This window comes from Streptomyces sp. NPDC021212, from assembly GCF_044332925.1.
GTDB lineage: Bacteria > Actinomycetota > Actinomycetes > Streptomycetales > Streptomycetaceae > Streptomyces.
The window spans coordinates 1-23,610 of the sequence record NZ_JBIRPZ010000022.1 but is presented as its reverse complement, the minus strand read 5'-3'; the positions used below and the strand labels follow the sequence as shown (position 1 = coordinate 23,610).

At 72.3% G+C, this 23,610-nt stretch carries 19 protein-coding genes and 1 tRNA gene; 5 read left to right on the top strand and 15 right to left on the bottom strand.

Annotated elements, in window-relative coordinates; all coding sequences use genetic code 11:
* The first annotated feature begins 78 nt into the window (after window positions 1-78).
* The 4 genes from ACH4SI_RS38775 (at window position 79) to ACH4SI_RS38760 (ending at window position 6,327) form a co-directional block, all read left to right on the top strand.
* Complete coding sequence (locus ACH4SI_RS38775; RefSeq protein WP_398304547.1) at window positions 79-963, top strand: alpha/beta fold hydrolase; 885 nt, start codon at window positions 79-81, stop codon at window positions 961-963.
* Between the two features lie 103 nt (window positions 964-1,066).
* Window positions 1,067-1,138 (top strand) — tRNA-Cys (locus ACH4SI_RS38770).
* 321 nt (window positions 1,139-1,459) lie between these two features.
* Complete coding sequence (locus ACH4SI_RS38765; protein WP_398304544.1) at window positions 1,460-5,476, top strand: amino acid adenylation domain-containing protein; 4,017 nt, start codon at window positions 1,460-1,462, stop codon at window positions 5,474-5,476.
* Between the two features lie 83 nt (window positions 5,477-5,559).
* The gene (locus ACH4SI_RS38760) at window positions 5,560-6,327 is read left to right on the top strand and encodes a sulfite exporter TauE/SafE family protein (RefSeq protein WP_398304541.1); all 768 of its coding nucleotides are present in this window, start codon (window positions 5,560-5,562) and stop codon (window positions 6,325-6,327) included.
* A gap of 1 nt (window position 6,328) precedes the next feature.
* Here ACH4SI_RS38760 and ACH4SI_RS38755 read toward each other — a convergent pair whose 3' ends face one another.
* The 13 genes from ACH4SI_RS38755 to ACH4SI_RS38695 form a co-directional block, all read right to left on the bottom strand.
* Window positions 6,329-7,054, bottom strand: a complete 726-nt coding sequence (locus ACH4SI_RS38755) for an SDR family NAD(P)-dependent oxidoreductase (protein ID WP_398304539.1) — start codon at window positions 7,052-7,054, stop codon at window positions 6,329-6,331.
* 90 nt (window positions 7,055-7,144) lie between these two features.
* Window positions 7,145-7,534, bottom strand: a complete 390-nt coding sequence (locus tag ACH4SI_RS38750) for a DUF3592 domain-containing protein (RefSeq protein ID WP_398304536.1) — start codon at window positions 7,532-7,534, stop codon at window positions 7,145-7,147.
* Between the two features lie 63 nt (window positions 7,535-7,597).
* The gene (locus ACH4SI_RS38745; protein WP_398304533.1) at window positions 7,598-8,560 is read right to left on the bottom strand and encodes a GNAT family N-acetyltransferase; all 963 of its coding nucleotides are present in this window, start codon (window positions 8,558-8,560) and stop codon (window positions 7,598-7,600) included.
* 4 nt (window positions 8,561-8,564) lie between these two features.
* Window positions 8,565-10,886, bottom strand: a complete 2,322-nt coding sequence (locus tag ACH4SI_RS38740) for a xanthine dehydrogenase family protein molybdopterin-binding subunit (protein ID WP_398304530.1) — start codon at window positions 10,884-10,886, stop codon at window positions 8,565-8,567.
* Window positions 10,883-12,973: a 2Fe-2S iron-sulfur cluster-binding protein gene (locus ACH4SI_RS38735; RefSeq protein WP_398304527.1), complete on the bottom strand. Its 2,091-nt coding sequence runs from the start codon at window positions 12,971-12,973 to the stop codon at window positions 10,883-10,885. The genes ACH4SI_RS38740 and ACH4SI_RS38735 overlap by 4 nt, the downstream gene beginning before the upstream one ends.
* Window positions 12,970-13,869, bottom strand: a complete 900-nt coding sequence (locus ACH4SI_RS38730) for an FAD binding domain-containing protein (protein ID WP_398304524.1) — start codon at window positions 13,867-13,869, stop codon at window positions 12,970-12,972. The genes ACH4SI_RS38735 and ACH4SI_RS38730 overlap by 4 nt, the downstream gene beginning before the upstream one ends.
* Window positions 13,870-14,144: 275 nt before the next feature.
* The gene (locus ACH4SI_RS38725) at window positions 14,145-15,818 is read right to left on the bottom strand and encodes a beta-N-acetylhexosaminidase (RefSeq protein ID WP_398304521.1); all 1,674 of its coding nucleotides are present in this window, start codon (window positions 15,816-15,818) and stop codon (window positions 14,145-14,147) included.
* 4 nt (window positions 15,819-15,822) lie between these two features.
* Window positions 15,823-16,704, bottom strand: coding sequence for a carbohydrate ABC transporter permease (locus tag ACH4SI_RS38720; protein WP_398304518.1), 882 nt, complete (start codon window positions 16,702-16,704; stop codon window positions 15,823-15,825).
* Complete coding sequence (locus tag ACH4SI_RS38715; RefSeq protein WP_398304515.1) at window positions 16,701-17,687, bottom strand: carbohydrate ABC transporter permease; 987 nt, start codon at window positions 17,685-17,687, stop codon at window positions 16,701-16,703. The genes ACH4SI_RS38720 and ACH4SI_RS38715 overlap by 4 nt, the downstream gene beginning before the upstream one ends.
* Window positions 17,684-19,012 carry an extracellular solute-binding protein gene (locus ACH4SI_RS38710; protein ID WP_398304512.1) on the bottom strand — a complete coding sequence of 443 codons (1,329 nt, stop codon included), beginning with the start codon at window positions 19,010-19,012 and terminating at the stop codon, window positions 17,684-17,686. The genes ACH4SI_RS38715 and ACH4SI_RS38710 overlap by 4 nt, the downstream gene beginning before the upstream one ends.
* Before the next feature lie 156 nt (window positions 19,013-19,168).
* Window positions 19,169-19,606, bottom strand: coding sequence for a hypothetical protein (locus ACH4SI_RS38705; protein ID WP_398304509.1), 438 nt, complete (start codon window positions 19,604-19,606; stop codon window positions 19,169-19,171).
* Window positions 19,607-19,751: 145 nt separating this feature from the next.
* On the bottom strand, window positions 19,752-20,048 hold the full coding sequence (locus tag ACH4SI_RS38700) for a DUF3039 domain-containing protein (protein ID WP_079038663.1): 297 nt from the start codon (window positions 20,046-20,048) through the stop codon (window positions 19,752-19,754).
* A gap of 57 nt (window positions 20,049-20,105) precedes the next feature.
* Window positions 20,106-20,696: a YqgE/AlgH family protein gene (locus ACH4SI_RS38695; protein WP_398304505.1), complete on the bottom strand. Its 591-nt coding sequence runs from the start codon at window positions 20,694-20,696 to the stop codon at window positions 20,106-20,108.
* Window positions 20,697-20,936: 240 nt separating this feature from the next.
* On the opposite strand from ACH4SI_RS38695, the gene murA reads away from it, so the two are divergent.
* Entirely contained in the window at window positions 20,937-22,280 is a 1,344-nt protein-coding gene (gene murA, locus ACH4SI_RS38690; protein ID WP_398304502.1) for a UDP-N-acetylglucosamine 1-carboxyvinyltransferase, read from the top strand.
* 449 nt (window positions 22,281-22,729) lie between these two features.
* On the opposite strand, the gene ACH4SI_RS38685 is transcribed toward murA, so the two are convergent.
* Both ACH4SI_RS38685 and ACH4SI_RS38680 read right to left on the bottom strand, forming a co-directional pair.
* Window positions 22,730-23,011, bottom strand: coding sequence for an HU family DNA-binding protein (locus tag ACH4SI_RS38685; RefSeq protein ID WP_014179130.1), 282 nt, complete (start codon window positions 23,009-23,011; stop codon window positions 22,730-22,732).
* Window positions 23,012-23,265: 254 nt separating this feature from the next.
* Window positions 23,266-23,610 (bottom strand): malic enzyme-like NAD(P)-binding protein (locus ACH4SI_RS38680; protein WP_398304497.1); only part of this gene is annotated, 345 nt, incomplete at its 5' end.

Here is a 23,610-nt window from a genome sequence, read left to right as displayed (position 1 = left end):
GCCTCGCCCACCCCTCCTACCGCACCCGATCTCGGCGGTCACATCGCCGATGCCCCTCTGATCAGGCAGGCTGACCCTATGCCGCACTACACGTCGTACGACCAAACGGAGCTGGCCTACCGCGTCCTGGAGGCCCGCGACGGCTCCGCGCGGCCGCCGCTGATCTGCCTGGCGGGCGGGCCGGGGCGGAACGCCGCGTACCTGGGCGACCTCGGCGGCCTCGACGCGCACCGCACCCTGGTCATCCCCGACAGCCGCGGCACCGGGGACTCGCCGCCCGCCGCCGATCCGAGCGGTTACGCGTTCCCGGGCCTCGCCGAGGACCTGGAGGCGCTCCGCCGCCACCTCGGCCTCACCCGCTTCGCGCTGCTCGCCCACGACGCGGCGGCGGCCACGGCGCAGGCGTACGCGGCGGCCCACCCGGAACGCCTCACCCATCTGATCCTGGTCTGCCCGGGCGCCCGCATGCAGGGCGAACTGCCCGAGGACGCCCGGGAGATCTTCGAGTCGCGCGCCGACGAGCCGTGGTGGCAGGAGGCGTACGTGGCGATCCAGATGCTGCCGGACACCACCGACCTCGCCGAGGTGCGGGAGCTGCTGCTGCGGGCCGCCCCGATGGCGTACGGCCGCTGGGACGAGCCCCAGCAGGCGCATGCGCGGAGCGAGGGCGAACAGCTGAACCCGGTGCCGCGCGCGGGCTTCTGGCAGGGCGTGGACGAGGCGGGCCGCCGCGCGGTGCTGGCGCGGCTGCGCGAGGTGCCGTGCCCGGCACTGGTGATCACCGGGGACCGGGACGCGGTGACCGGCGTACGGGCCGGGGAGCTGGTCGCGGAGTCGTTCCCGGCCGGGCGCTCCCGGCCGCTGCACGGCGTGGGCCACTACCCGTGGGTGGACGAACCGGAGCTGTTCCGCCCGGTGGTGGAGGACTTCCTGGAGCACCCGCACGGCCCCGGCGGCCCGTGACGGGCGGTTTGTGAACCGCGTATGTCAGTCGTATGGCACCGGCCGCCGAACCATTGATGCCCCCTGAACCGCTCCCTATGGTCGTAGGCACGAGCACGACATTGGCCGTGTGCCCGAGTGGTTCAGGGGCTCGCCTGCAAAGCGAGTTACGTGGGTTCGAATCCCGCCACGGCCTCCGCAGCGCCCCCGCGCTTCCACACCCTCTCCCGGGCCGCTCATCCCCGCGACCCGGGATCTCTGTCGGTGAACGACCAGAAACCCTCTGGACATATATGCCTTACGAGGCGCATGCTCAGTTTCGCGAACGGCGTTCACGCAAGCGGTCACCTGACCTTTTTCACATTCTCCCCACTGAATGGCCTCCGACTCCCCGCAGTGAGCGCGTTTTCGGCGCATAGGGTCGCCCTTGGTGCCTGCAGTCCGACGGAGAACCCGCGGTGACTGAACAGGCACCCTTTGTTTCGACCTGTGATCCTGTGTTCCGTCTGGGGGAAATGTGCAGCCCGCCGTACCGGCCACCCGTCTGCCGCTGTCGACCGGTCAGAGCGAGATCTGGTTCATTCAGCAGCTGGAGCCGCCGGAGAGCACGACGTTCAAGGTCGGGGAATACCTTGAGATCCAAGGCCCCATAGACACCGCGATATTCGAGAGGGCAGTGCGTCAGGCCGTCGCGGAAGCCGAGCCGTACAACGTCCGGGTCGGCGAGGACGACGGGGTGCCCTGGCAGGTCCTCGACCCGGTGACCGACTGGGACTTCCCGTTCCTCGACCTGAGCGGCGACCCCGACCCGCACGCCGCCGCCGTCCGCTGGATGAAGCACGACCTGGCCACCAAGCTGGAGCTGGACGACCACCCGCTCTTCTCGTTCGCCCTGCTGAAGCTGAGCGACGACTGCTTCCTGTGGTACCAGGGCAGCCACCACATCGTGTCGGACGCGGGCAGCGCCGCCCTGCTGGGCCGGCGCACCGCCGAGATCTACACCGCGCTCACCGAAGGCACCGACCCGGCCTCGGAAGAAGGTGCGGAAGAAACCGTCTTCGGGTCTCTGCGGACCATGCTCGACCGGGACGCGGAATACCGGGCGTCGGAGGAATTCGCCAAGGACCGCGCGTACTGGACGGAACACTTCGCGGATTCCCCGGAACCCGCCCGGCTTTCCGGCCGACCCGGCGACGAACTCTCCAGCGTGCTGCGCGAGACCGCGTACCTGACCGAGGAGGAAGCGGTCGAGCTGCGCGCTGCGGCGCGTAAATACGCGACTCACTGGTCGGCGATGATTATCACGGCGACCGCCATCTATCTGCATCGATTGACCGGTAAATCCGACATCATTCTGACGCTGCCGGTCACCGCCCGGACCGATGCCACGCTGCGCGGCATTCCCGGGATGTTCGCCAATGTGGTGCCGCTGCGCATCCAGGTGCGCTCGGATATGCGGATACGGGATCTGGTCCGTAAGGTCTCGCGGGAAGTCCGGCAGGCGCTGCGCCATCAGCGCTACCGCCATATCGACCTGGCCCGGGATCTCCACCTCCCGGATGGCGGAAACGGCTTCCTCGGCCCGCACGTCAACATCATGACGTACGACTACGATTTCGACTTCGGGGGACATCGCGTCGTCGGGCACAACCTGTCCAACGGAACCGTCGAAGACCTCTCGATCATGGGATACGACCGCTCCGACGGCTCCGGTATCCGCATCGATCTCAACGCGAACTCCAACCTCTACACCGCCGACGGTCTCGCCGCCCACCGCGAGCGGTATCTGGAACTCCTGCGCACCCTCGCCGACACCTCCGACAAGGAGCGCACCGTCGGCGCCATCGAGCTGCTGACCGCCGAGGAGCGGCGGCGCGCGACCGAGGAGTGGAACGACACGGCGCACGCCACCTCGGGCGCCACCCTGCCCGCGCTTGTCGCGGCGCAGGCCGCCCGCACGCCGGACGCCGAGGCCGTCGTCTTCGGCGACACCCGGCTGAGCTACGCCGAGCTGGACCGCGCCGCCGACCGGCTGGCCCACCGGCTGGCCGCGCGCGGCGCGGGGCCTGAGCGCACCGTCGCCGTCGCCCTGCCCCGCTCCCCCGAGCTGGTCGTCGCCCTGCTGGCGGTGCTCAAGTCGGGCGCCGCCTATCTGCCGCTGGAGCTGGACTACCCGGCCGACCGGCTGGCGTTCATGCTCGACGACGCCGCGCCCGCGCTCCTGGTCACCCGCGCCGAGCACACCGGGCAGCTGCCCGCGGCGGAGGGGCCCGATGGGGTCGAGCGGCTGCTGCTCGACTCCTCGTACGACGAGCCGGGTACCGACGCGCCGCGGGTCGCGCTCGACCCCGAGCACCCCGCGTACGTCATCTACACCTCCGGCTCCACCGGCCGCCCCAAGGGCGTCCTGGTCCCCCACCGCGCCATCGTCAACTGCCTGGAGTGGATGCAGGGCAGCCACCCCCTCACCCCCGAGGACCGGCTGCTCCAGAAGACCCCGGCCGGATTCGACGCCTCGGTCGCGGAGTTCTTCTGGCCGCTGGTCAGCGGCGCCACCCTGGTGCTCGCCCAGCCCGGCGGCCACAAGGACCCCGCGTACCTCGTGCGCACCGTCCACGAAGAGCGCATCACCACACTCCAGTTCGTGCCGTCGATGCTCCGCGCGTTCCTCGCCGAGCCGGACGTCGCCGAGCGGTGCGCCGGCAGCCTGCGCCAGGTGTTCTGCGGCGGCGAGGCGTTGCCGCGCGAGACGGCCGACCGCCTCCACACCCTGCTGCCCGGCGTACCGCTGCACAACGTGTACGGGCCCACCGAGGCCACCGTCGACATCAGCGCCCACACCTGCGAGCCCGGCTCATGCGGCCCCGTCCCGATCGGCGGCCCGGTGTGGAACAGCCGGCTGTACGTCCTCGACTCCGCCCTGCGGCACGCCCCCGCCGGGGCCGTCGGCGAGGTCTACCTGGCCGGACCGCAGCTCGCCCGCGGCTACCACGACCGGCCGTCGCTGACCGCCGAGCGCTTCGTACCCGACCCGTACGGCCACCTCTTCGGCGCCCCCGGGGACCGCATGTACCGCACCGGCGACCTGGCCCGGCGGCTGCCGGACGGCGGCGTCGCCTACCTGGGCCGCACCGATCACCAGGTCAAGCTGCGTGGCTTCCGCATCGAGACCGGGGAGGTCGAGACCGCGCTGCGCGCCCTGCCGGACGTCGCGGAGGCCGCCGCCGTCGTCCGCGAGGACCAGCCCGGCGACCAGCGTCTGGTGGCCTACCTGACGGCCGAGGGCGAGGCCGCGCCGTGCGTCGCCACCGCCCGCGAGATGCTGCACCGCGATCTGCCCGAGCACATGGTGCCCACCGCGTTCATGGTGCTCGACACGCTGCCGCTGAGCCCCAACGGCAAGCTGGACCGGGCCGCGCTGCCCGTCCCCTCCCACGAGGCCGCCCGCGGCGGCCGCGCGCCCCGCACCCCCCGCGAGGAGACGCTGTGCGCGCTGTTCGGCGAGGTGCTGGGCGTCCCCGATGTCACCATCGACGACGACTTCTTCCTGCTCGGCGGCCACTCCCTGCTCGCCTCCAAGCTGGCCAGCCAGGCCCGTACCGCCCTGGACACCGAGCTGTCGATGCGTGACCTGTTCGAGGCCCCGACCGTCGCCCGCCTGGTGGCCCGCCTCGAAGCCGCCACCTCCGCCGACGCGGACCGGCTGCACCCGCTCGACACCCTGCTGCCGCTGCGCGGCGAGGGCGGGCGCCCGCCGCTGTTCTGCGTCCACCCCGGCGGCGGCCTCGGCTGGTCGTACACCGGCCTGATGCGCCACCTCGCCCCCGACCAGCCCGTCTACGCCCTCCAGGCGCGCGGTCTGACCGCGCCCGACGTGCTGCCCGCCAACGTCCGGGAGATGGCCGCCGACTACCTGGACCAGATCCGCACCGTCCAGCCCACCGGCCCGTACCACCTGCTCGGCTGGTCCTTCGGCGGGCTCATCGCCCACGCCATGGCCACCCGGCTGCAGAGCGAGGGCGAAGAGGTCGCCACCCTCACCGTCATCGACGCCTACCCCGACAACGACCAGGCCCTGCCGGACCTCCCGGACCTGGGCAAGCGCCAGTGGCTCGGCGTCCTGCTGGACAACATCGGCGGCGGCGACATCTTCGCCCCCGGCTGGCTGGAGGCCCACCCCGACGGCATCGACGACGACGGCCGGCTGATCGCCGACCTCAGCCGCGAAACCGGCCTGCCGCAGCGGCTCCTGGAGGGCGAGCACGGCTTCCCGCTGCTCGACATCTTCCTCAACGACCAAGAGCTGATGCGCAAGTTCGCCCCCGAGCGCTTCGAGGGCGACATGCTCCTCTTCACCGCCGACGAGGAGATACCCGGCTACGAACGCGACGCCCTGCACGTCCCGGAGGCCTGGCAGCCGTACGTGTCCGGCGCCATCAACCACCACGGCGTCCCGGCCCACCACTACCACCTGCTGCACGAGGAAGCCCTGACCGTCATCGGCCCGAAGGTGGCCCGGGCCCTCGGCACCTGACCCCTGCGGCGGACACCGAAGCGATCACCGTCTAGCGTCTGGCCCATGAGACAACGATCAGGCAGCGAGCAGGGGGTGGCGGCGTGACGCCGTGGGAGATGGTGGCCGTCTTCGCGGCGGGTGTGGGGGCCGGTGGGATCAACTCAGTGGTGGGGTCCGGGACGCTGATCACGTTCCCCGTGCTGCTCGCCACCGGGCTGCCGCCCGTCACCGCCACGGTGTCCAACGCGCTCGGCCTCATACCCGGCTCCATCAGCGGAGCCATCGGCTACCGCAAGGAGCTGGCAGGGCAGCGCCGCCGGGTGCTGAAGCTGAGCGCCGGGGCCCTGGTCGGGGGGCTCGGGGGCGCCACGCTGCTGCTGACGCTGCCCAGCACGGCGTTCGAGCGGATCGTGCCGACGCTGGTCGGGCTGGCGCTCGTCCTGGTCGTGCTCCAGCCGCTGATCTCCAAGCGGGTGCGCGCCCGCCGCGAGCGGGTGGAGGGCTCCGCCCGGCGGGACGTCGGACCGCTGCTGCTCATCGGGCTGACGCTCGCCAGCGTCTACGGCGGCTACTTCGCCGCCGCCCAGGGCATCATCTACATGTCCCTCATGGGCATGCTCCTCGACGAGCCGATGCAACGCCTCAACGGGATCAAGAACGTCCTCGCCGCCGTCGTGAACTCCGTCGCCGCGCTGTTCTTCCTGTTCGCCGCCCACTTCGACTGGACGGCCGTCGTCCTCATCGCGGTCGGCTCCGCCCTCGGCGGCATGACGGGAGCAGCGGTGGGCCGCCGCTTCAGCCCGACCGCGCTGCGGGCCCTGATCGTGACGGTGGGGACGGCCGCGATCGTGCAGTTGGTGCTGCGGTAGGTCACCGCAGGGTGATCGTGTTGGCGGTGACGAGCGCGGCCTCATCGGACGTGAGGAACACGATGGTCGCCGCGACCTCCGCCGGCTCGGCCACATGGAAATGGGTGCTGCTCGACGCCACGAACCGCCGCACCTCATCCGTCACCCAGCCGGTGTCGGTCACCGGCGGATGCACCACGTTGGCAGTGATGCCGAGGCCGGCCAGCTCCACGGCGGCGGACATCGTGTAGTTGACCTGGGCGGCCTTCGCGGCGCCGTACGAGACCTCGCCGGGAAAGCCCAGATCCCCGCCCGACGTCAGCCCGACGATCCGCCCCCACCCGGCGCCCCGCTCCCGATGGCGCCGGGCCAGCTCGCCGATCAGCAACGCCGGGGCCATCGCGTCCACCGCGAACTGCCGCGACCATGTCTCCGCGGTGACGGGCTGCAACGGCCGCCCGAACCGGTCGGCCGGATCCGGGGTGAAGGTGTCCTGCACCCACCCCGAGGCGTTGTTGATCAGGATGTCGACCGGGCCGAGGCGTTCCTCGGCCCGGTCGAAGAGGATTGCGGGGGCGGCCGGGTCGCTGAGATCCGCCTCAAAAGCCTCGGCCCGCCCTCCCGTTCGGCGGATCTCCTCCGCCACCTCCTCGCCGCCCGGCCCGAGGCAGGCGCAGAACACCGCGACACCGCGCGCGGCGAGCGCTCTGGCGGTCGCCGCCCCGATCCCGTGGTTCGCTCCGGTCACGATGGCCACATGGTCCGTCCGCAAGGTCTCCCGCATGCGGAACAGGACTAGCAAACGAGGGCCGCAGCCGGAAACCGGATTTCCTCGCCGTCACTGAAAATGCGGCACGAGCGCCGTCATCCACATCACGACCAGCAGCAGGAAGGCCAGATACGACCGGGTCGCGCGCCAGGTGTGCGTCAGCATCCGGGCCTCCTCCGGGCGGTCGGCGGGGTAGCCGACCGGGACGCGGGTGCCGACCAAAGGGGCGGACCTCGTGGTCAGCAGGCGGGTCTCGAACTCGCGGGGGTGGCCGTCGTGGTCGGTGAAGGTCAGGGTCAGCTCGGTGTGGTGGTCCTCGCCGCGGTCGACCACCCGGCGGCCGGTCACCTCCGCCTCCGCCTGCCGGCCGGTCCGCTTCAGCCAGTGCGCCCGGGCGGGGGTCCAGAGCCCGGTGGCCAGGAGCAGGACCGTACTGATCGACATGAGCAGGAGGGGCACGAGCGGACACCTTCCGAAACCGTGGCCGAGGGATCACCGTGAAGGACGCGTCCCCTTGGGGCTTCAGTTGCTCCGGCGGTAGCGGACGTACTCGTTCAGGCGCCGGAAGCCGACGCTTTCGTAGAGGTCGTACGAGCGGTGCGGATTGGCCGTGCCCGTGTAGAGGCGGGCGGTCCTGGCGCCCTGGGTGTGGAGGGCGCGCAGGCCGGCGAGCAGGACGGCGCGGCCGAGGCCCAGGCGGCGGAAGTCCGCGCTGACGCTCAGCTCCTCGACCTCGCCGACCGTACGGTCGTGACGGCGCAGCGAGCACAGGGCGACGCCGGCGATCCGGCCGCCCTGCCGGACGGCCCGCCAGCAGGCCGGGTCGGCGGTGGCGAGGAAGTCCTCGAAGGTCCAGGTCTCGGTGAAGGGGGCGTTCGCGTACGAGTCGACGACCGTCTGCCAGGCGGCGCGGTAGTCGGCGGGCCCGATGGGGCCCAGGGTGAAGCCGGGCGGCAAAAGGCGGCCGGGGTCGGGCAGTTGGCGCAGATCGGGCAGCTCCAGCTCCACGAGGCTGAAGACACGCCCGTAGCCGGCGCCCAGCAGCAGCTCCGTGGAGTCCCGGTCGGAGGCCATGGCGTTCGCGCCGAGGACGGCCGTCCGCGCGGTCCCGTGCTGCGCGATGAGGTGACGGATGCGGGTCTCGGCCCAGTTCAGCATGGCCGTGCCGACGCCCCGGCCGCGGTGCTCGGGCAGGAGGTGGCCGCGGTGCAGGTACAGCCACGTACCGTCCCGCTCCTCCCACCACCTGAGCGTCGCATAGCCGACGACGCTTCGGCCGTCGCCGTGTGTCACCAGGATCTGGTTCCGGTCCGGGGCGTCCAGCGCGGCGGAGGTCTCGGCGATCTCGGCCGCCGTCGGTACGCCCTCCACGACGGAGCGGGCGTCGGCCCCGTCCCGGGCCGCGCAGCCGCGCCGCACGGCGGCCATGGCCTCGTGGTCCTCGGCGTCGCGGTACGGGCGCAGCGCGTAGGGGTCCCTGAGCATGGGGCTACCCCCGGTTGACCACCGCCGCCTGGGGGCGGATGGGGAGGCGGTTGACCGGGCGGCCGGTGGCGGCGCGGACGGCCGCCGCCACCGCCGCCGGGGAGGTGACGACCGGGACCGCGCTGGCCGCCTTCGCGCCGAAGGGGGCCACCACGTCGCGCTCCTCGACCAGCTTGACGATGCGGATGTCGGGGACGTCCACGGCGGTCGGCAGGGCGTAGCCGGTGAGGTCGGGGTGGCGGATGACGCCGCGGGAGGTGCGCAGGTTCTCGGTGAGGGCGGCGCCGATGCCCTGGGCGATGCCGGACTCGATGCGGGTCCGGAGCTGGCGCGGGTTGAGGACCCGGCCCACGTCCTGGGCGACGGTCATCTCCACGACCCGGACCGCGCCGATCTCGATGTCGACGTCCACCACGGCCCGTACCGCGCAGAAGGCGAGGCCGACGAAGGCGTCGCCCTGGCCGGTCTCGTCGAGCGGTTCGGTGGGGTGGGGGCGGCATTGGGCGGTGGCCCACAGCTCCTTGCCCTCGAGGGCTTCCTCGACGGTGGTGCTGAGGACGCCGTCGTACGAGGTGATCTTGCCGTCGGCGATGGTCAGCAGCTCGGTGGACATGCCGAACTTGTGGGCCAGCGGCTGGAGCAGTTGGGTGCGGACCATCTTGGCGGCGCGCTCGACCGCACCGCCCGAGACCCAGGTGTGGCGGCCGCGCGAGGCGGGTCCGGCCGGGGGCTGGTCGGTGTCGACGGGCGCGACGTGGACCTCCTCGATGCCGAGGACGTCCTGCACGATCTGGCGGGCCAGGGTGGTGAAGCCCTGGCCGGTCTCGACGGCCGCGCAGATGACGGTGGCGACCGGGCCGGTGACCTTGACGGTGGCGGTGGACACCTCGTCGGCGCCCTCGGCGCCCAGCATGTGCACCATGCCGAGCGCGTAGCCGACGCCGCGCCGCACCGCGGCCGGGTCGCCGGCGCCCTCGGGGCCGCCGGGCAGCAGCCAGTCCTCCTCGGGGTCGTCGGCGGGGAGGTCGGGCAGCGGGGCGTCCCGGACGGCCTGCAGCACTTCGGCCACCGGCGCCGGGCAGGTGACGGTCTGGCCCGTGGGCAGCAGGTCACCGGTGGCCATCGCGTTGCGCATCCGGATCTCGGCCGGGTCGAGGCCGAGCTTGGCCGCGAGCTTGTCCATCTGGCCCTCGTACGCGGCGCACACCTGCATCGCGCCCTCGCCGCGGACATGGCCCGAGGGCGGGTTGTTGGTGCGGACCGCCCAGCCCTCGATGAAGGCGTGCGGGACCACGTACGGGCCGCAGGCGAACGACACGGCGGCGGCCAGGGTGTCGTGCGAGGAGTCCGCGTAGGCGCCCGCGTCCAGCAGGATCTGCGCCTCGACCTTCACCAGCTTGCCCTGGCCGTCCGCGTGGTGGCGGTAGCGCAGCAGGGTGGGGTGGCGGTGGGCGTGGCCGAGGAACGACTCCTCGCGGGTGGCGGCGAGCTTGACCGGGTGGCCGGTGCGCAGCGCGAGCAGCCCGAGCGGCAGCTGCATGCCGGGGTCCTCGCGCTCGCCCATGGCGCCGGGGACGCCGGTGACGACGACCTTGACGCGCTCCGGATCCAGGCCGAAGCAGGCGGCGGCCAGATCGCGGTCGGCGTGCGGGTCGGTGGAGGCCGTGTAGATCTCCACCCCGCCGTCCGGGCGCGGTACGGCGAGGCCCGCCTCGGCGCCGATGGGCGCCGGATCCTGGCGGCCGATCCGGTACAGCCCCTCGACGATGACCTCGCCGATGACCTCCGGGTCGCCGAAGGACAGCGGGATGTGGCGGACCAAATTGCCGTCGGGGTGCAGCGGTTCGGCGGCGAACGCCTGCTCGGGGTCGGTGACCGGCTCCAGCACCTCGTACTCGACGGCGATGGCGGCGGCGGCCAGCCGTGCGGTGTCGGGGTGGTCGGCGGCGACCGCGGCGATGGGCTCGCCGTGGTGGCGCACCAGGTCCTTGGCGAAGACCGGCCGGTCGGCGACCCGGCGGCCGTGCGAGGCGTCCCCGGGGACGTCGGCGTGGGTCACCACGGCGTGCACCCCGGGCATCCCGGCGGCCGGGGAGGTGTCGATGGAGACGATGCGGGCGTGCGGATGCGGCGAGCGCAGCACGGCGGCCCACAGCAGCCCCTCCGCCCACAGATCGGCGGCGTACGGGAAGGTGCCGGACGCCTTGGCCGTCACGTCGGCGGGCTGGAGCGACACACCGAGCCCCATGTGGGGCGGCGGCGGGACGGGCGTTCCGGCGGAGGGGGTTGCGGTGACGGCTCCCGCGCCGTCCGCGATTCCGGTCATGCCGATGCCCTTCCCATACCGCTGCCGTTGCCGCCGTCGCCCCCGTTCCCGGCGCCAGGCGGGCCCGCCTGGCGCGGGATGCGGGCCGGGTCGTGTGCCGCCGCCTCGTCCTCCGCGGCTTCCGCGGCCTGCGCCGCTTCCTCGGCCGCCTCACGGGCCGCCACGACCTCGCGTACGGCGTCGACGACTCCGCGGTAGCCGGAGCAGCGGCACAGGTTGCCGCAGATGGCCTGGCGGGTCTGCCGGTCGGTGGGGGCGTGGTTGCCCTCCAGCAGGTCGTGCACGGTCATCGCGAGGCCGGGCACGCAGAAGCCGCACTGGACCGCGCCGCACTCGGCCAGCGCGCGCTGGACGTCGGAGGGCTGGCCGTCCTGGCCCAGGCCCTCGACCGTACGGACCTCCGAGCCCGCGGCGGTCGCGGCGGGCACCAGGCAGGAGGCGACGAGCCGCCCGTCCACCTGGACCGAGCAGGCGCCGCACTCGCCCTGCGAGCAGCCGTCCTTGGCGCCCGCGAGGCCGAGCCGCTCGCGCAGTACGTACAGCAGCGACTCGCCGATCCAGGAGTCGGTGACGGGCCGGTCGGCGCCGTTGACGTGCAGCACGTACGACGCCTGGGGGTGCTCGCTGTGGGCCGGGTCCAGCGGGTCCGCCGCCGCCTGGTCCTCGTCCTCCGCAGGGGTGGGAAGGGGCTCGGCGGGGGCGTCAGCGGCCTCGGGGGCGTCCGCCGGGGCCTCGGCCGGGGCGGGCTGCTCGGGGGCGTCTGTGAACGCCTCCTCGGGCACGGGCCGTTCGGCCTCGGGCGCGGCCTCGCCGGGGGCGTCGGCCTCGGGCCCGTCGGGGGCCGGGCTGCCGTGCGGCGGGGTTCCGTGCGGTGGCGTGCCGTGCGGCGGGGTGTGGGCGCCGGGGTGCGGGGCGTCCACCGCGAACTCGCCCGAGTCCCCTGCCGCGAACTCGCGCTGCCAGGCGGCCTCTTCGGACAGGGTGCCGGGCGTCGCGGGGCCCGCGTGCCGGTCGTCCTCCCGTACGAACGCGCCGGAGTCCCCGGCCGCCGCGCCGTGCCAGCCGTGGCCGTCCGTGCCGTGCGGCGGCGTGCCGTGGGCCGGGGTGCCGTGGGCCGGGGTGCCCTGGGGCGGGGTGCCGTGCGGTGGGGTCGCCGGGGCGGAGTGCTCGCGCGGCGTGTCGTCGTCGGGCATGCGCAGCGGTCGGCGCGCCGGGGCGCCCTGCCGGGCGGCCGGACCGGGGCGGCTCCCGACCGCGTATTCCCCGGAGTCCTCCACGCCTTCGTCGGCCGCCGGGACCGACCACTGCCCGCTGTGTCCCCCCTGGCCGGTATGTCCCTGGCCGGTGTGTCCCTGGTCGGCGTGCGGCTGGTACGGGGCGGCCTGCTGCTGCCGCGCGTTACGGCCGAACGGCAGCCGCAGCTGAGCGGTCTCCGCGGGATCGCCGATGTCGCCGGGGTCACCGGGGGCGACCGGACCGCCGTACGGCGGGGCCGCCGGGCCGGGGTGGTCGTCGACCCGGTACTCGCCGGTCTCGTCCACACCCTCGTCGCCCGCCACCGGGATCGTCCACTGGCCGGCGTTCACCGGGGCGCCCTCGCCGTGGCTGGCCCCTTCGGGCAGCGGCCAGTCGTCGACCGGCTCCTCGGTGCGCACCGGCCAGTGACCGGTGTGCGGCACATGTCCGTTGTGACCCGCGGAGTCCTCGGCGGGCGCCGGCCACTGGGGGGTGCCGTGCGGGTCCTGGTGGCCGCCGTAGCCGTAGCCGTTGGAGCCGCCGGTGTCCGTGTGGGGCATGGTCCAGTGCCCGGTCCCGGAGTGATCAGCGTGACCGGAGTGGTCGTACTGGCTACCGGGCTGCCACTGTCCGCCCTGCGACGGCGCGCCGGGCATCGGCGGCGGGGTGTAGCCGGTGCCGGGTGCGGCGAGCGGGTCCCAGCCGGTGACCTCCTCGCCCGGCTCCGGGAACTGGAAGTCGGGCGGAAGCTGGACGAAAGCCGTCGACTCCGCGTCGTACTCCGGGCCGTGCGGCATCGGCTGCCACCCGCTCCCCGGGTCCGGCTGGTGCGGCCGCTGTTCGTCACTCACGCGAGTGCCCTCCCCAATGCTCGGCGGGCCAGGGCTGCCACCGTACGCCTCAGATGGATCGCCGCGGGCGGCAGGGTGACCGGCCCGGACCCGTCCTCCGGCGGCGGCGGGTCGGGGATGCACGCGGCGGCCACGTACTCGCCGAATGCCGTGGTGACCTGCGGATCGAGATGGCCTCGGTCGCCGTCCCAGTCGATGAGCGAGGCGACCCAGCGCTCGGCCTCCAGTGGGCGCAGCGGCATCGGCGCGACCGCCCCCACCGCGCAGCGCACGCCGCGGCGCGCCGGGTCGAGGACGACGGCGACGGACGCGGTGGCCCGGCCGGGGCCGGTGCGCCCGGTGGCCTTGAGGAAGGACTGCGGGGCGTGCAGCAGCGGAACCCGGACGAATCCGACGAGTTCGCCGGGCCTCAGCATCTCGACCCCGGCGAGCAGATGGCTGACCGGGATCTCGCGGCGCGAGCCCTCGGGCCCGGCGATGACGAGGGTGGCCTCCAGGGCGGCGAGCACGGGCAGCGCGTCGCCGGTGGGGGCGGCGCTGACGATGTTGCCGCCGAGCGTTCCGGCGTTGCGGATCTGTGGGGGGCCCGCGGCGCGCGCGGCCGCGGCCAGGGCCGGGATGAGCGCCGCGAAGTCGGGGCGGCCCATCCGGGCGTGGGTGAGTCCGGCGCCGAGCAGGGCGTGTCCGTCCAGGTAGCGCCAGCCGCGGATTTCGCTGATCCGGCCGAGCCCGACGAGCGCGGCGGGCCGCAGCAGGCCGGAGTTGACCGCGGCCATCAGATCGGTACCGCCCGCGACGGGCACGGCTGCGGGCATGGCGGCCAGCGCCGCCACGGCCTCATCGAGCGAGCCCGGCAACGTCACCGTGTGCGCCGCCTGCGGTGCGTGCGTGGTCAACCCAGCTGCCCCTTCCCCGGTGTCCCGGCTGTTGCGCCGTACGGTACGTGCTCACAACCCGGACGTGGCAACTCTGGCACATCTCGCACGCCTGCCGTCGCGAGGGTCCAGGAAGCATGGTTCCGTCCGTGACCTGGGGGATGGTACGGGTTTCGGGTGACGTCTCCGTCGCGTGCGGATTGCCACGTTTCAGGGACCCTTGTACGAACTTGCTCAACGGCCGGACGTCCACCGTCCCAGGGGCGGGGCGCGGGGGCGAGCACCTTGCCGTGGGCTCACACGATCGGGGGCGACCCCTCGATCGGACGTCCGAGCAGACCGGGGCGGCGCTGCCAGGGGCGCGGGCCGGAGGGCGGGCGGTAACTCACGCCCAGCGCGTCCAGACGGGCGTAGTGTGCTTCCATGCGCCCCTCGAATTCCGCGAAGTCCCGCTCGGGCGGCGGCGGAAGGGCGGACCATACGGCTTCGGCGAAGGCGGCGAGACGGGGGAAGGTCTGGTAGTCGACCCGCCGCCGGTCCTCCATCACCTCGGTCCAGACGTTGGCCTGCGCGCCCAGGACGCGTTCCGCCTCGGCCGCGGTGAGCTGCGGCGGAACCGGCTCGAAGCGATAGACGTCCTCGAGGGTGCGGACGTAGCCGATGGGGACCGGCTCGTCCTCGCCCGGGGCCTGCCGGTGGTCGAGGTAGACCTGCTGCTGGGGGCACATGACGACGTCGTGGCCGGCCCGGGCCGCGGTGATGCCGCCCGCGTAGCCGCGCCAGGAGGAGACGGCGGCGCCGTCGGGCAGCGGGGCGTCCGGCGCGCCGCCCTCAAGGATCTCGTCCCAGCCGATCAGCCGCCGACCGCGGGCGCCGAGCCAGTGGCCGAAGTGGCGGATGAACCAGCTCTGCAGCTCGTCCTCGCCCGCGAGACCCAGCTCGCGGATGCGGTCCTGGGCGGCCGGGGAGGCCCTCCACTGCTCCTTGGGGCATTCGTCGCCGCCGAGGTGGACGAACCGGCCGGGGAACAACTCCAGCACTTCTTCCAGCACGTTCTCGAAGAAGCGGAGCGTGGTGTCGGTGGGGGAGAGTACGTTCGGGTTGATGCCCCAGGTGGTCCAGACTCCGAGGGAGGCGGTGTCGATGACGTCCGTATTGCCCAGTTCCGGGTAGGCGGCGATGGCGGCCTGACTGTGGCCGGGGATGTCGATCTCGGGGACGACGGTGATGTGCCGTTCGGCCGCGTAGGCGACGATCTCCCGGATGTCGTCCTGGGTGTAGTAGCCGCCGTGCGGGCGTTCGTCCCACAGCGGGGAGGCGCGGTGACCGAGCTTGGTGCGCGTCCGCCAGGCGCCGGTCGCGGTGAGTTCCGGGTAACGGCGGATCTCCAGCCGCCAGCCCTGGTCGTCGGTCAGATGGAGATGGAGCACGTTGAGCTTGTGGGCGGCCAGCAGGTCGATATAGGCGAGCACGCCGTCCTTGGGCAGGAAGTGGCGGGCCACGTCCAGCATCAGCCCGCGCCAGGCGAAGCGGGGCGCGTCCTCGACGGCGAGCGCGGGCAGGGTCCACGCGCGCCGGTCCGGGTCGATCGGCGCGCGCCGGAAGGCGTCCGGGCCGAGCAGTTGGCGCAGCATCTGGGCGCCCCAGAACAGGCCGGGCTCGCCGCCGCCCTGGACGACCACCGCGAGACCGTCGATGACGATGCGGTACCCCTCGGGGCCGAGCCGTTCCCCGAGGCCGGGGTCGAGCTCCAGCACGATGTGGTTGCCGTCGCCGGTGTTCGGGGCCAGCGGCAGCCCGGTGGCGGCCCCGACGGTGGCGCGCAGCCAGCGGGCCACGCGCTCGGTGCCGGGCCGGGCGTCGATCCGGCTGTCCTCGTCCAGGACGTAGCTCTCGCCGGGCGTGGGGGCGGCCCGCAGTGGGGCCGGGATCAGGTCGGGGATCGGGCCGGTGCCGGGCTGCTGGGGCATCGCGTCAGTCCTTAACCGCTCCGCCGAGGCCGGAGACCAGGCGGCGCTGTACGAGTACGAAGAAGATCAGCACCGGGATCGTCATGACGGTGGACGCCGCCATGATGCCGCCCCAGTCGTTGCCCTCGTCCTTGAAGAAGACGAGGAGCGCCATCGGGAGGGTGGAGTTCTCCGTCGCGCTGATGATGAACGACTTGGCGAACAGGAAGTCGTTCCAGGCGGAGATGAAGGAGAAGACGCTGGTGGCGACGAGCCCCGGGAGAACCAGCGGGAACAGGATCTGCCACAGGAATCGGGAGCGGCTGGCGCCGTCCAGATAGGCCGCCTCCTCCAGGGACTCCGGTACGGCCTTCACGAAGCCGCGCAGCATCCAGATGGCGAACGGCAGCGAGAAGGCGATGTGCGGCAGGATCAGCGAGCCCAGCGTGTTGAGCCCGACCCCGGGCACGGCGTCGCCCAGGTCCCGCATCAGGAAGAACATGGGGATGGTCAGCGCCTCGATGGGGACCATCTGGGCGACCAGGAACATCACCAGCAGCGTGGTGCGGAACCTGAACCGGAAGCGGGTGACGGCGGTCGCGGCGAGGAAGGCGATGACGCCCGAGGCGATCACCACCGCCCCGGCGACCAGCAGGCTGTTGAGGAAGTAGCGGCCGAAGTCGTGCTGTTCGAAGACGCGCCGGAAGGAGTCCAGGGAGGGTGCGGAGGTCCACGGCCGGGGGTGGTCGGACCGGACCTCCCCGGCCGGTTTGAAGGCCGAGAGCACCATCCAGTAGAGCGGGAAGGCGACGACGACGGCGACCGCCAGGGCGGTGACCTCGGTCGCGAGCCGCCACGGGCGGCGGATGAGCGGTGCGCGGCGAGGCGCGGCGCCGGACTGGCTCACAGTTCTTCTCCCTGCCGTCGCAGCAGCCGCAGATAGACGAGGGTGACGGCGAGCAGGATCAGCAGCATCACCACGCCGATCGCCGAGCCCAGGCTGTACTCCGAGGACGCGAACGCCTGCTGGTAGGCGTAGACGTTGAGCACCATGTTCTGGCCCGCCGTGCCGCCGCCGTTCGTCATGACGTAGATCTGGGTGAAGACCTTGAAGTCCCAGATGATGGACTGGATCGTCACCACGACGAGGATCGGCCGCAGCATCGGGGCCATGATCCGGCGCCAGATCCGCCAGGCGGAGGCGCCGTCGAGGGCGGCGGCCTCCAGTACCTCCGCCGGGATGGCCTTGATGCCCGCGTACACGGTGACCATCACGAACGGGAACGAACACCACACGATCTCGAACAGCACCAGGGCGAAAGCGCTGTAGCGCCCGTACGTCCAGGAGTAGTCGTGGAAGCCGGAGAGCCCGAACCACGTCAGAACCCGGTCGACGGGCCCGTAGTCGGGGTCGAAGAGGAACAGCCAGACCGTGGAGCCCGTGACCGCCGGGGTGGCCCAGGCGCCGAGCGCGGCCAGCATCAGTGCCAGCCGCGGGATCGCCCGGACCCGGGTGAGCAACACCGCGAGCGCGCAGCCCACCGCGAGGGTGGAGACGACGCACACGGCGGCGAAGACGACGGTGGTGAGGGTGACGCTCCAGAACTCGCCGTCGCGGAACAGCTCCGCGTAGTTGGCGAAGCCCTGGAAGCTGGTCGGCTTACCCCCGCTCACCTGGGCCTGGGTGTACTCCAGGAACGAGATGAGCCCGAGCTGGTAGATCGGATAGACCAGCAGCCCGCCGAGGACGACGAGGGCCGGGGCGAGGTAGAGCCAGGGCGTCCCGCTCCCCCGCCCGGCCCGCCGCCGGGCCCCGCGTGCGGTGCGCCGAGGAGGTGGTTTCCGGGCCGGTTCCGGCCCGGCGTGCTGAATGATGGTTCCCGAGGTCACTTGCCGAATGCCTCGTCCATCTTCTTCGCCGCCTCGGCGGACGCGGCGTCGACGCTCTTACGGCCGCTGATGATCTGCTGGAACATGGTCGGCAGCACGAGCTGGGAGTCGATGGCCGACCAGCCGGGCGAGGCGGGCACGATGGTGGAGTTGGTGTCCAGCGTCTTCACGAAGGGCTTGACGAACGGGTCCTTCCGCGCGATGTCCCCGCGCACATCGATGAAGGTGGGCAGGAAGCCCATGGCGTCGTAGAGCTTGGTCTGGGTCTTCTTCCCGGCCAGCCGCTCCAACAGGTCGACGGAGAGCGTGCGGTGGGTGCTGCTCCTGAGCACGCCCAGATTGTTCCCGCCTGCGAACGCCGGGGCGATGCTGCCCTCCTTGACGCCGGGCAGCGGCACGACCGCGTACTTGCCCTTGACCGCCCCCGCCTCGATCGCCGCGTGGTTGAAGTCGCCGCCGATCGTCATGCCCGACTTGCCCGCGGCGAAGGCGGCGACGCTGTCGTTGCCGCCCCACTGGGCGCACTTGGCCGGCGGGCAGTTGTCGTCGGTGATGAGCGAGGTGTAGCTCTTGATGCCCTTCTTGGCGGCGGCGCTGTCGATGGCCGCCTCGTACTCGTTGGAGCCGAACGAGCCCTTCTCGGTGGCCAGCTCGCCGCCATTGGCCCAGATGAAGGGCAGCGCGCCGTAGGTGTAGGCGCCGCCGACCGAGATGCCGTAGAGATCGGGCCGCCGCTCGCGGATCTCCTTCGCGGTTGCGATGAGTTCCTTCTGGCTGGTGGGCGGCTTCAGGCCGAGGTCCTTGAAGACGTCGGTGCGGTAGTACAGCGCCCGTACGCCGACGAACAGCGGCACGCCGTACACCTTGCCGCCCACGGTCGCCGAGTTCTTGGCGGTGGAGTCGATGTTCGCCGACTCGTCCCAGGCGCCGAACTCCTTGCTGATGTCGGCGAGTCCGCCGTCCTCCACATAGCCCGCCGTGTCGGTGTTCCCGTACTCGATGATGTCGGGGGCGCTCTTGGGGTCGTTGAAGGCCGCCTTGATCTTCTGCGCGCGGGTGTCGATCGGGATGTAGGTGACGTCGACCTTCACCCCGTCGTACTTCTTCTCGAAGGCGGACACGACGTCGTCGACGACGCGCTGCTTCGGCTTGTTGTCGACCTCCTGGAAGAGCCAGACGCGCAGGTTACCGCTCTTGTCGTCTTCCTTGGCGCTGTTGTCGGAGGTGGAGGGGGCGCAGGCGGTGGCGGTGAGCCCGGCGAGGAGGAGCGCCGCGGTCGGGACGGCGAGGCGATGGGAGAGAGGGAGGGGGCTGAAGAGCTTCATGGAAACGCACCCTAGGGACGGCGTTGCACACCATGCAACGTGTGTTTCGCACAACACAATATGCGGCAGGCTAGGGAACGTTCCGAGCCCGGACAAGAGGTCTCGACCAATCTTTGTCCGGGGAAGCCTTGCGGCGGGAAGGCGGGAAGGCGCTTGCTACGAGTGCGTCAGTTTCTCGCCCGGGTAGGCGGGTTCGGGATACGGCACGGCCTCCACCCGCGCACCCGCCGCCGCCAGCCGCTCCACCACCTGGCCCCAGTCCGGCCAGGTCTTCTCAATGCGTCCCAGAATGCGGGCACTCGGCGCGAGGACGATCTCGCAGCCAGGGTCGTCCGCCCACTCCAGCAGCCGCGGCAGGCCCGGCTGCGCGGCCGACACCACACAGCTGCCCGCGGGCCGGTAGCCGCGCTCCCCGGCGAGCCGCCCGCACTGCTCCAGCTGGGCGTCCCAGTCCTTCTCGAACTGGCAGTAGAGTCCGGCGCCTTCCGCGTCCGGCTCGTCGACCTCGCGCGCGCCGAACACCAGATACGCCGCCCGCGGCGCCCCGGCGTCGTCGGCCGCGTCCCGTAACCCGTTCTCCGTACGCCCGCTCATGGGGCCGACCCTACTGGGATCACCCGCCGCGCGACACGGGGCCGGACAGCACGGCACGTCCGACCCGCGGCCCCTTGCTGGACCACGGGTCGGACGTGCCGTCTACGCGAGGCTCCGGCGCGGCCGGGCGAACCGGGCGGGGAGGCTACTTCTTGCCGTCGCCGCCCTTGCCGTCCTTGCCCTTGTCGCCGCCGGCGCCCATGCCCTCGAAGATCTCCTTGCACATGGGGCACACCGGGTACTTCTTCGGGTCGCGGCCCGGAACCCAGACCTTGCCGCACAGTGCGACGACGGGAGATCCGGAGAGCGCGCTCTCCATGATCTTTTCCTTCTGTACATAGTGGGCATAGCGCTCGTGGTCGCCGTCACCGTGCGACACCTGTGGTGTCGGCTCAACGAGGGTCCCCGTGCCTGCCCCGCGCTCGGGCTCAAGAGTGCTCATACAGCCCTAGGGTACTCATGCCCGCGATGCCCGGCGGAGACCGTGTGAGGTGCGGGGCTAGTTGAGCGAGGGGTCGTCCGGGTACGTCGCGACCATCGCCAGCTCGCTGCGCTGACGGCGCAGCACCGCCCGCCACAGCCGCTCCGGGGACGGCGACGACACGTCCCCCGGCTCCGACTCCACCACGTACCACGCACCGTCGGACAGCTCGTCCTCCAGCTGCCCCGGGCCCCATCCCGCGTACCCCGCGAAGATCCGCAGCGACCCCACCGCGGCCGCCAGCAGCTCCGGCGGCGCCTCCAGGTCCACCAGGCCGATCGCCCCGTGCACCCTGCGCCACCCGAGTGGCCCGGCGTCCTCGCCGCGTGCCGGGGACCGGCCCGACTCCCCCGGCACCACGGCCACGCCCAGCGCCGAGTCCAGCGACACAGGACCGCCCTGGAAGACGACCCCCGGCTCACCGGCCAGCTCGGCCCAGGACTCCAGGATGTCCCCGACGCCCACCGGCGTCGGCCGGTTCAGGACCACGCCGAGGGAGCCCTCCTCGTCGTGGTCGAGGAGCAGCACCACCGCGCGGTCGAAGTTCGGGTCAGCAAGCGCCGGTGTCGCGACAAGCAATCGTCCTGTGAGGGAGGACACCTCGGTCATGGCCACATGATCCCGCATATCCGGTCCGGACGGGGAGTGGAAGGCCAGACCCGTATGAGAGCAGGTCGGGGCGTACGACAGCAGGAGCGGCGCACGTGACGGTCGGTTTCCGGGGCGGAACGGAGTGTGGTGCGACGCATACCGATCCATTTCGAGGGTGCAGCAGCCTTACGGAGGCGCCCTCGGGGCCCATTAGTCTTGCCTTTTGGCCCCTTGCCCGTCACAGGAACGCGAGACCAGATGACCCGCTCGAACGATGTCCTGCTCGTCCACGGCGGCACCCCGCTCGAGGGCGAGATCAATGTGCGCGGCGCGAAGAACCTCGTGCCGAAGGCCATGGTCGCCGCCCTGCTCGGCAGTGCTCCAAGCCGGCTGCGCAACGTCCCCGATATCCGCGATGTGCGGGTGGTGCGCGGGCTGCTGCAGCTGCACGGCGTCACGGTGCGCCCCGGCGACGAGTCCGGTGAGCTGGTGATGGACCCCACGCATGTGGAGAGCGCCAACGTCGCCGACATCGACGCGCACGCCGGCTCCTCGCGCATCCCGATCCTCTTCTGCGGTCCGCTGCTGCACCGCCTCGGCCACGCCTTCATCCCGGGCCTGGGCGGCTGCGACATCGGCGGCCGGCCGATCGACTTCCACTTCGACGTGCTGCGCCAGTTCGGCGCGACGATCGAGAAGCGCGCGGACGGCCAGTACCTGGAGGCTCCGCACCGGCTGCGCGGTACGAAGATCCGGCTGCCGTACCCGTCGGTGGGCTCCACCGAGCAGGTGCTGCTCACGGCGGTGCTCGCCGAGGGTGTGACGGAACTCTCCAACGCGGCGGTCGAACCGGAGATCGAGGACCTCATCTGCGTGCTGCAGAAGATGGGCGCCATCATCTCCATGGACACCGACCGGACGATCCGGATCACCGGTGTCGACAAGCTCGGCGGCTACAACCACCGCGCCCTCCCGGACCGCCTGGAGGCCGCCTCCTGGGCGAGCGCGGCGCTGGCGACCGAGGGCAGCGTCTACGTACGCGGCGCCCGCCAGCGCGAGATGATGACCTTCCTGAACACCTTCCGCAAGGTCGGTGGCGCCTTCGACATCGGCGACGAGGGCATACGGTTCTGGCACCCGGGCGGCAAGCTCAACGCGATCGCCCTGGAGACCGACGTCCACCCCGGCTTCCAGACCGACTGGCAGCAGCCGCTGGTCGTCGCCCTGACCCAGGCGTCAGGGCTGTCCATCGTCCACGAGACGGTGTACGAGTCGCGGCTGGGCTTCACCTCCGCGCTGAACCAGATGGGCGCGCACATCCAGCTCTACCGCGAGTGCCTGGGCGGCTCGGCGTGCCGCTTCGGCCAGCGGAACTTCCTGCACTCGGCGGTCGTCTCGGGACCCACCCGGCTCCAGGGCTCCGACCTGGTCATCCCCGACCTGCGCGGCGGCTTCTCGTACCTGATCGCGGCCCTCGCCGCGCAGGGCACGTCCCGGGTCCACGGCATCGACCTGATCAACCGGGGCTACGAGAACTTCATGCACAAGCTGGTGGAGCTGGGCGCCAAGGTGGAACTACCGGGCGACGGCGACGCGGCGTAGGGGCCCCTCCCCTCCCCGAACCGGGGGCTCCGCCCCCGCCCCCGGCGCCTCTGCCGCAGACGGCCCGCAGGTCCGGGCGGGGCGGCGCCACGTGGGGTCGCGCCCCGGCCGCCACGCAGCGGCGTCGCCGGGGGCCGGACCAGACCGGCCGCAGGGCCCACGCCGGGGCGGCGCCTTCGCCATGCGGACCAGCCACCCGCCCGGGGCCCCCTCGTCACGCGGCGCCCCCGGCCGCCGGGGCGGGTCCACGCCGCGCGGCAGCGTCGCCGGGGCAGACGGGGCGCCGGGGCCCGCGGCGGGTCGGCTGCTCGCCAGGGGCCCTGGCGCCTTCGCCGCGGGGGCGGGGGCTTCAGGCCCGTGGGGTCCCCCCGCGGGCTCACAGCGGGCCGTGAGACGGCTGAGGGCGGCCACCCGCACCGGGTGGCCGCCCCTTTTTGTCGCCGGGCGGGTTACTTGCCCTTGGCGGCTTCCTTCAGCTTGGAGCCCGCGGAGACCTTCACGCTGTAGCCGGCCGGGATCTCGATCGGCTCACCGGTCTGCGGGTTACGCGCGGTGCGAGCGGCACGGTGCGTGCGCTCGAAGGTCAGGAAGCCGGGGATGGTGACCTTCTCGTCGCCCTTCGCGACGATTTCACCGGTCACCTCGGCCAGGGCCGCCAGAACGGCGTCGGCGTCCTTGCGGGTCACCTCGGCGCGCTCGGACAGAGCGGCCACCAGCTCACTGCGGTTCATGTTGTACTCCCGTGTTCATCTTGCCATTAGGCGTGAGATCGAAGCCGATGCTGCCAGGGCCCTCGGACAGTCCCCGGACCCGGGTCTGCTGTTCAGACCCTCGCGCCCGGAACGCATCCTGCCCCCACCTGTGGCGGGAAAGCCAATCCGGAACCCCGGAGAGTCACACGAAAAGCGCCGCGACGGTCGTTTTTCTCCCCGCCACCCTATGGCGGCCCCAGGTACCCCAAGGGCCGCGACGCGCCGTGCCCGGCTCAGACCGCAGTGGTCCCGGTCACAGGCTTCGCCGCTTCACGCACGGCTCCGGCGACCGCTCCCGCGACCTTGTCGTTGAAGACGCTCGGAATGATGTAGTTGGCATTCAATTCGTCGTCGTGGACGACATCCGCGAGCGCACCCGCCGCGGCCAGCATCATGTCGGTGTTCACCGTACGGGACTGGGCGTCCAGGAGGCCACGGAAGACACCCGGGAAGACCAGCACGTTGTTGATCTGGTTCGGGAAGTCCGAGCGGCCGGTGGCCACCACCGCGGCGGTCTCGCGGGCGATCGCCGGGTCCACCTCGGGGTCCGGGTTGGCCAGCGCGAAGACGATCGCGTC

Coding starts and splice junctions, on each gene's coding strand:
- ACH4SI_RS38700 (WP_079038663.1), bottom strand. CDS start 20,048: ATGAGCACTCTTGAGCCCGAGCGCGGGGCAGGCACGGGGACCCTCGTT.
- ACH4SI_RS38710 (WP_398304512.1), bottom strand. CDS start 19,012: ATGAAGCTCTTCAGCCCCCTCCCTCTCTCCCATCGCCTCGCCGTCCCG.
- ACH4SI_RS38740 (WP_398304530.1), bottom strand. CDS start 10,886: ATGACCGGAATCGCGGACGGCGCGGGAGCCGTCACCGCAACCCCCTCC.
- ACH4SI_RS38705 (WP_398304509.1), bottom strand. CDS start 19,606: ATGAGCGGGCGTACGGAGAACGGGTTACGGGACGCGGCCGACGACGCC.
- ACH4SI_RS38725 (WP_398304521.1), bottom strand. CDS start 15,818: ATGCCCCAGCAGCCCGGCACCGGCCCGATCCCCGACCTGATCCCGGCC.
- ACH4SI_RS38685 (WP_014179130.1), bottom strand. CDS start 23,011: ATGAACCGCAGTGAGCTGGTGGCCGCTCTGTCCGAGCGCGCCGAGGTG.
- ACH4SI_RS38695 (WP_398304505.1), bottom strand. CDS start 20,696: ATGACCGAGGTGTCCTCCCTCACAGGACGATTGCTTGTCGCGACACCG.
- ACH4SI_RS38775 (WP_398304547.1), top strand. CDS start 79: ATGCCGCACTACACGTCGTACGACCAAACGGAGCTGGCCTACCGCGTC.
- ACH4SI_RS38745 (WP_398304533.1), bottom strand. CDS start 8,560: ATGCTCAGGGACCCCTACGCGCTGCGCCCGTACCGCGACGCCGAGGAC.
- murA (WP_398304502.1), top strand. CDS start 20,937: ATGACCCGCTCGAACGATGTCCTGCTCGTCCACGGCGGCACCCCGCTC.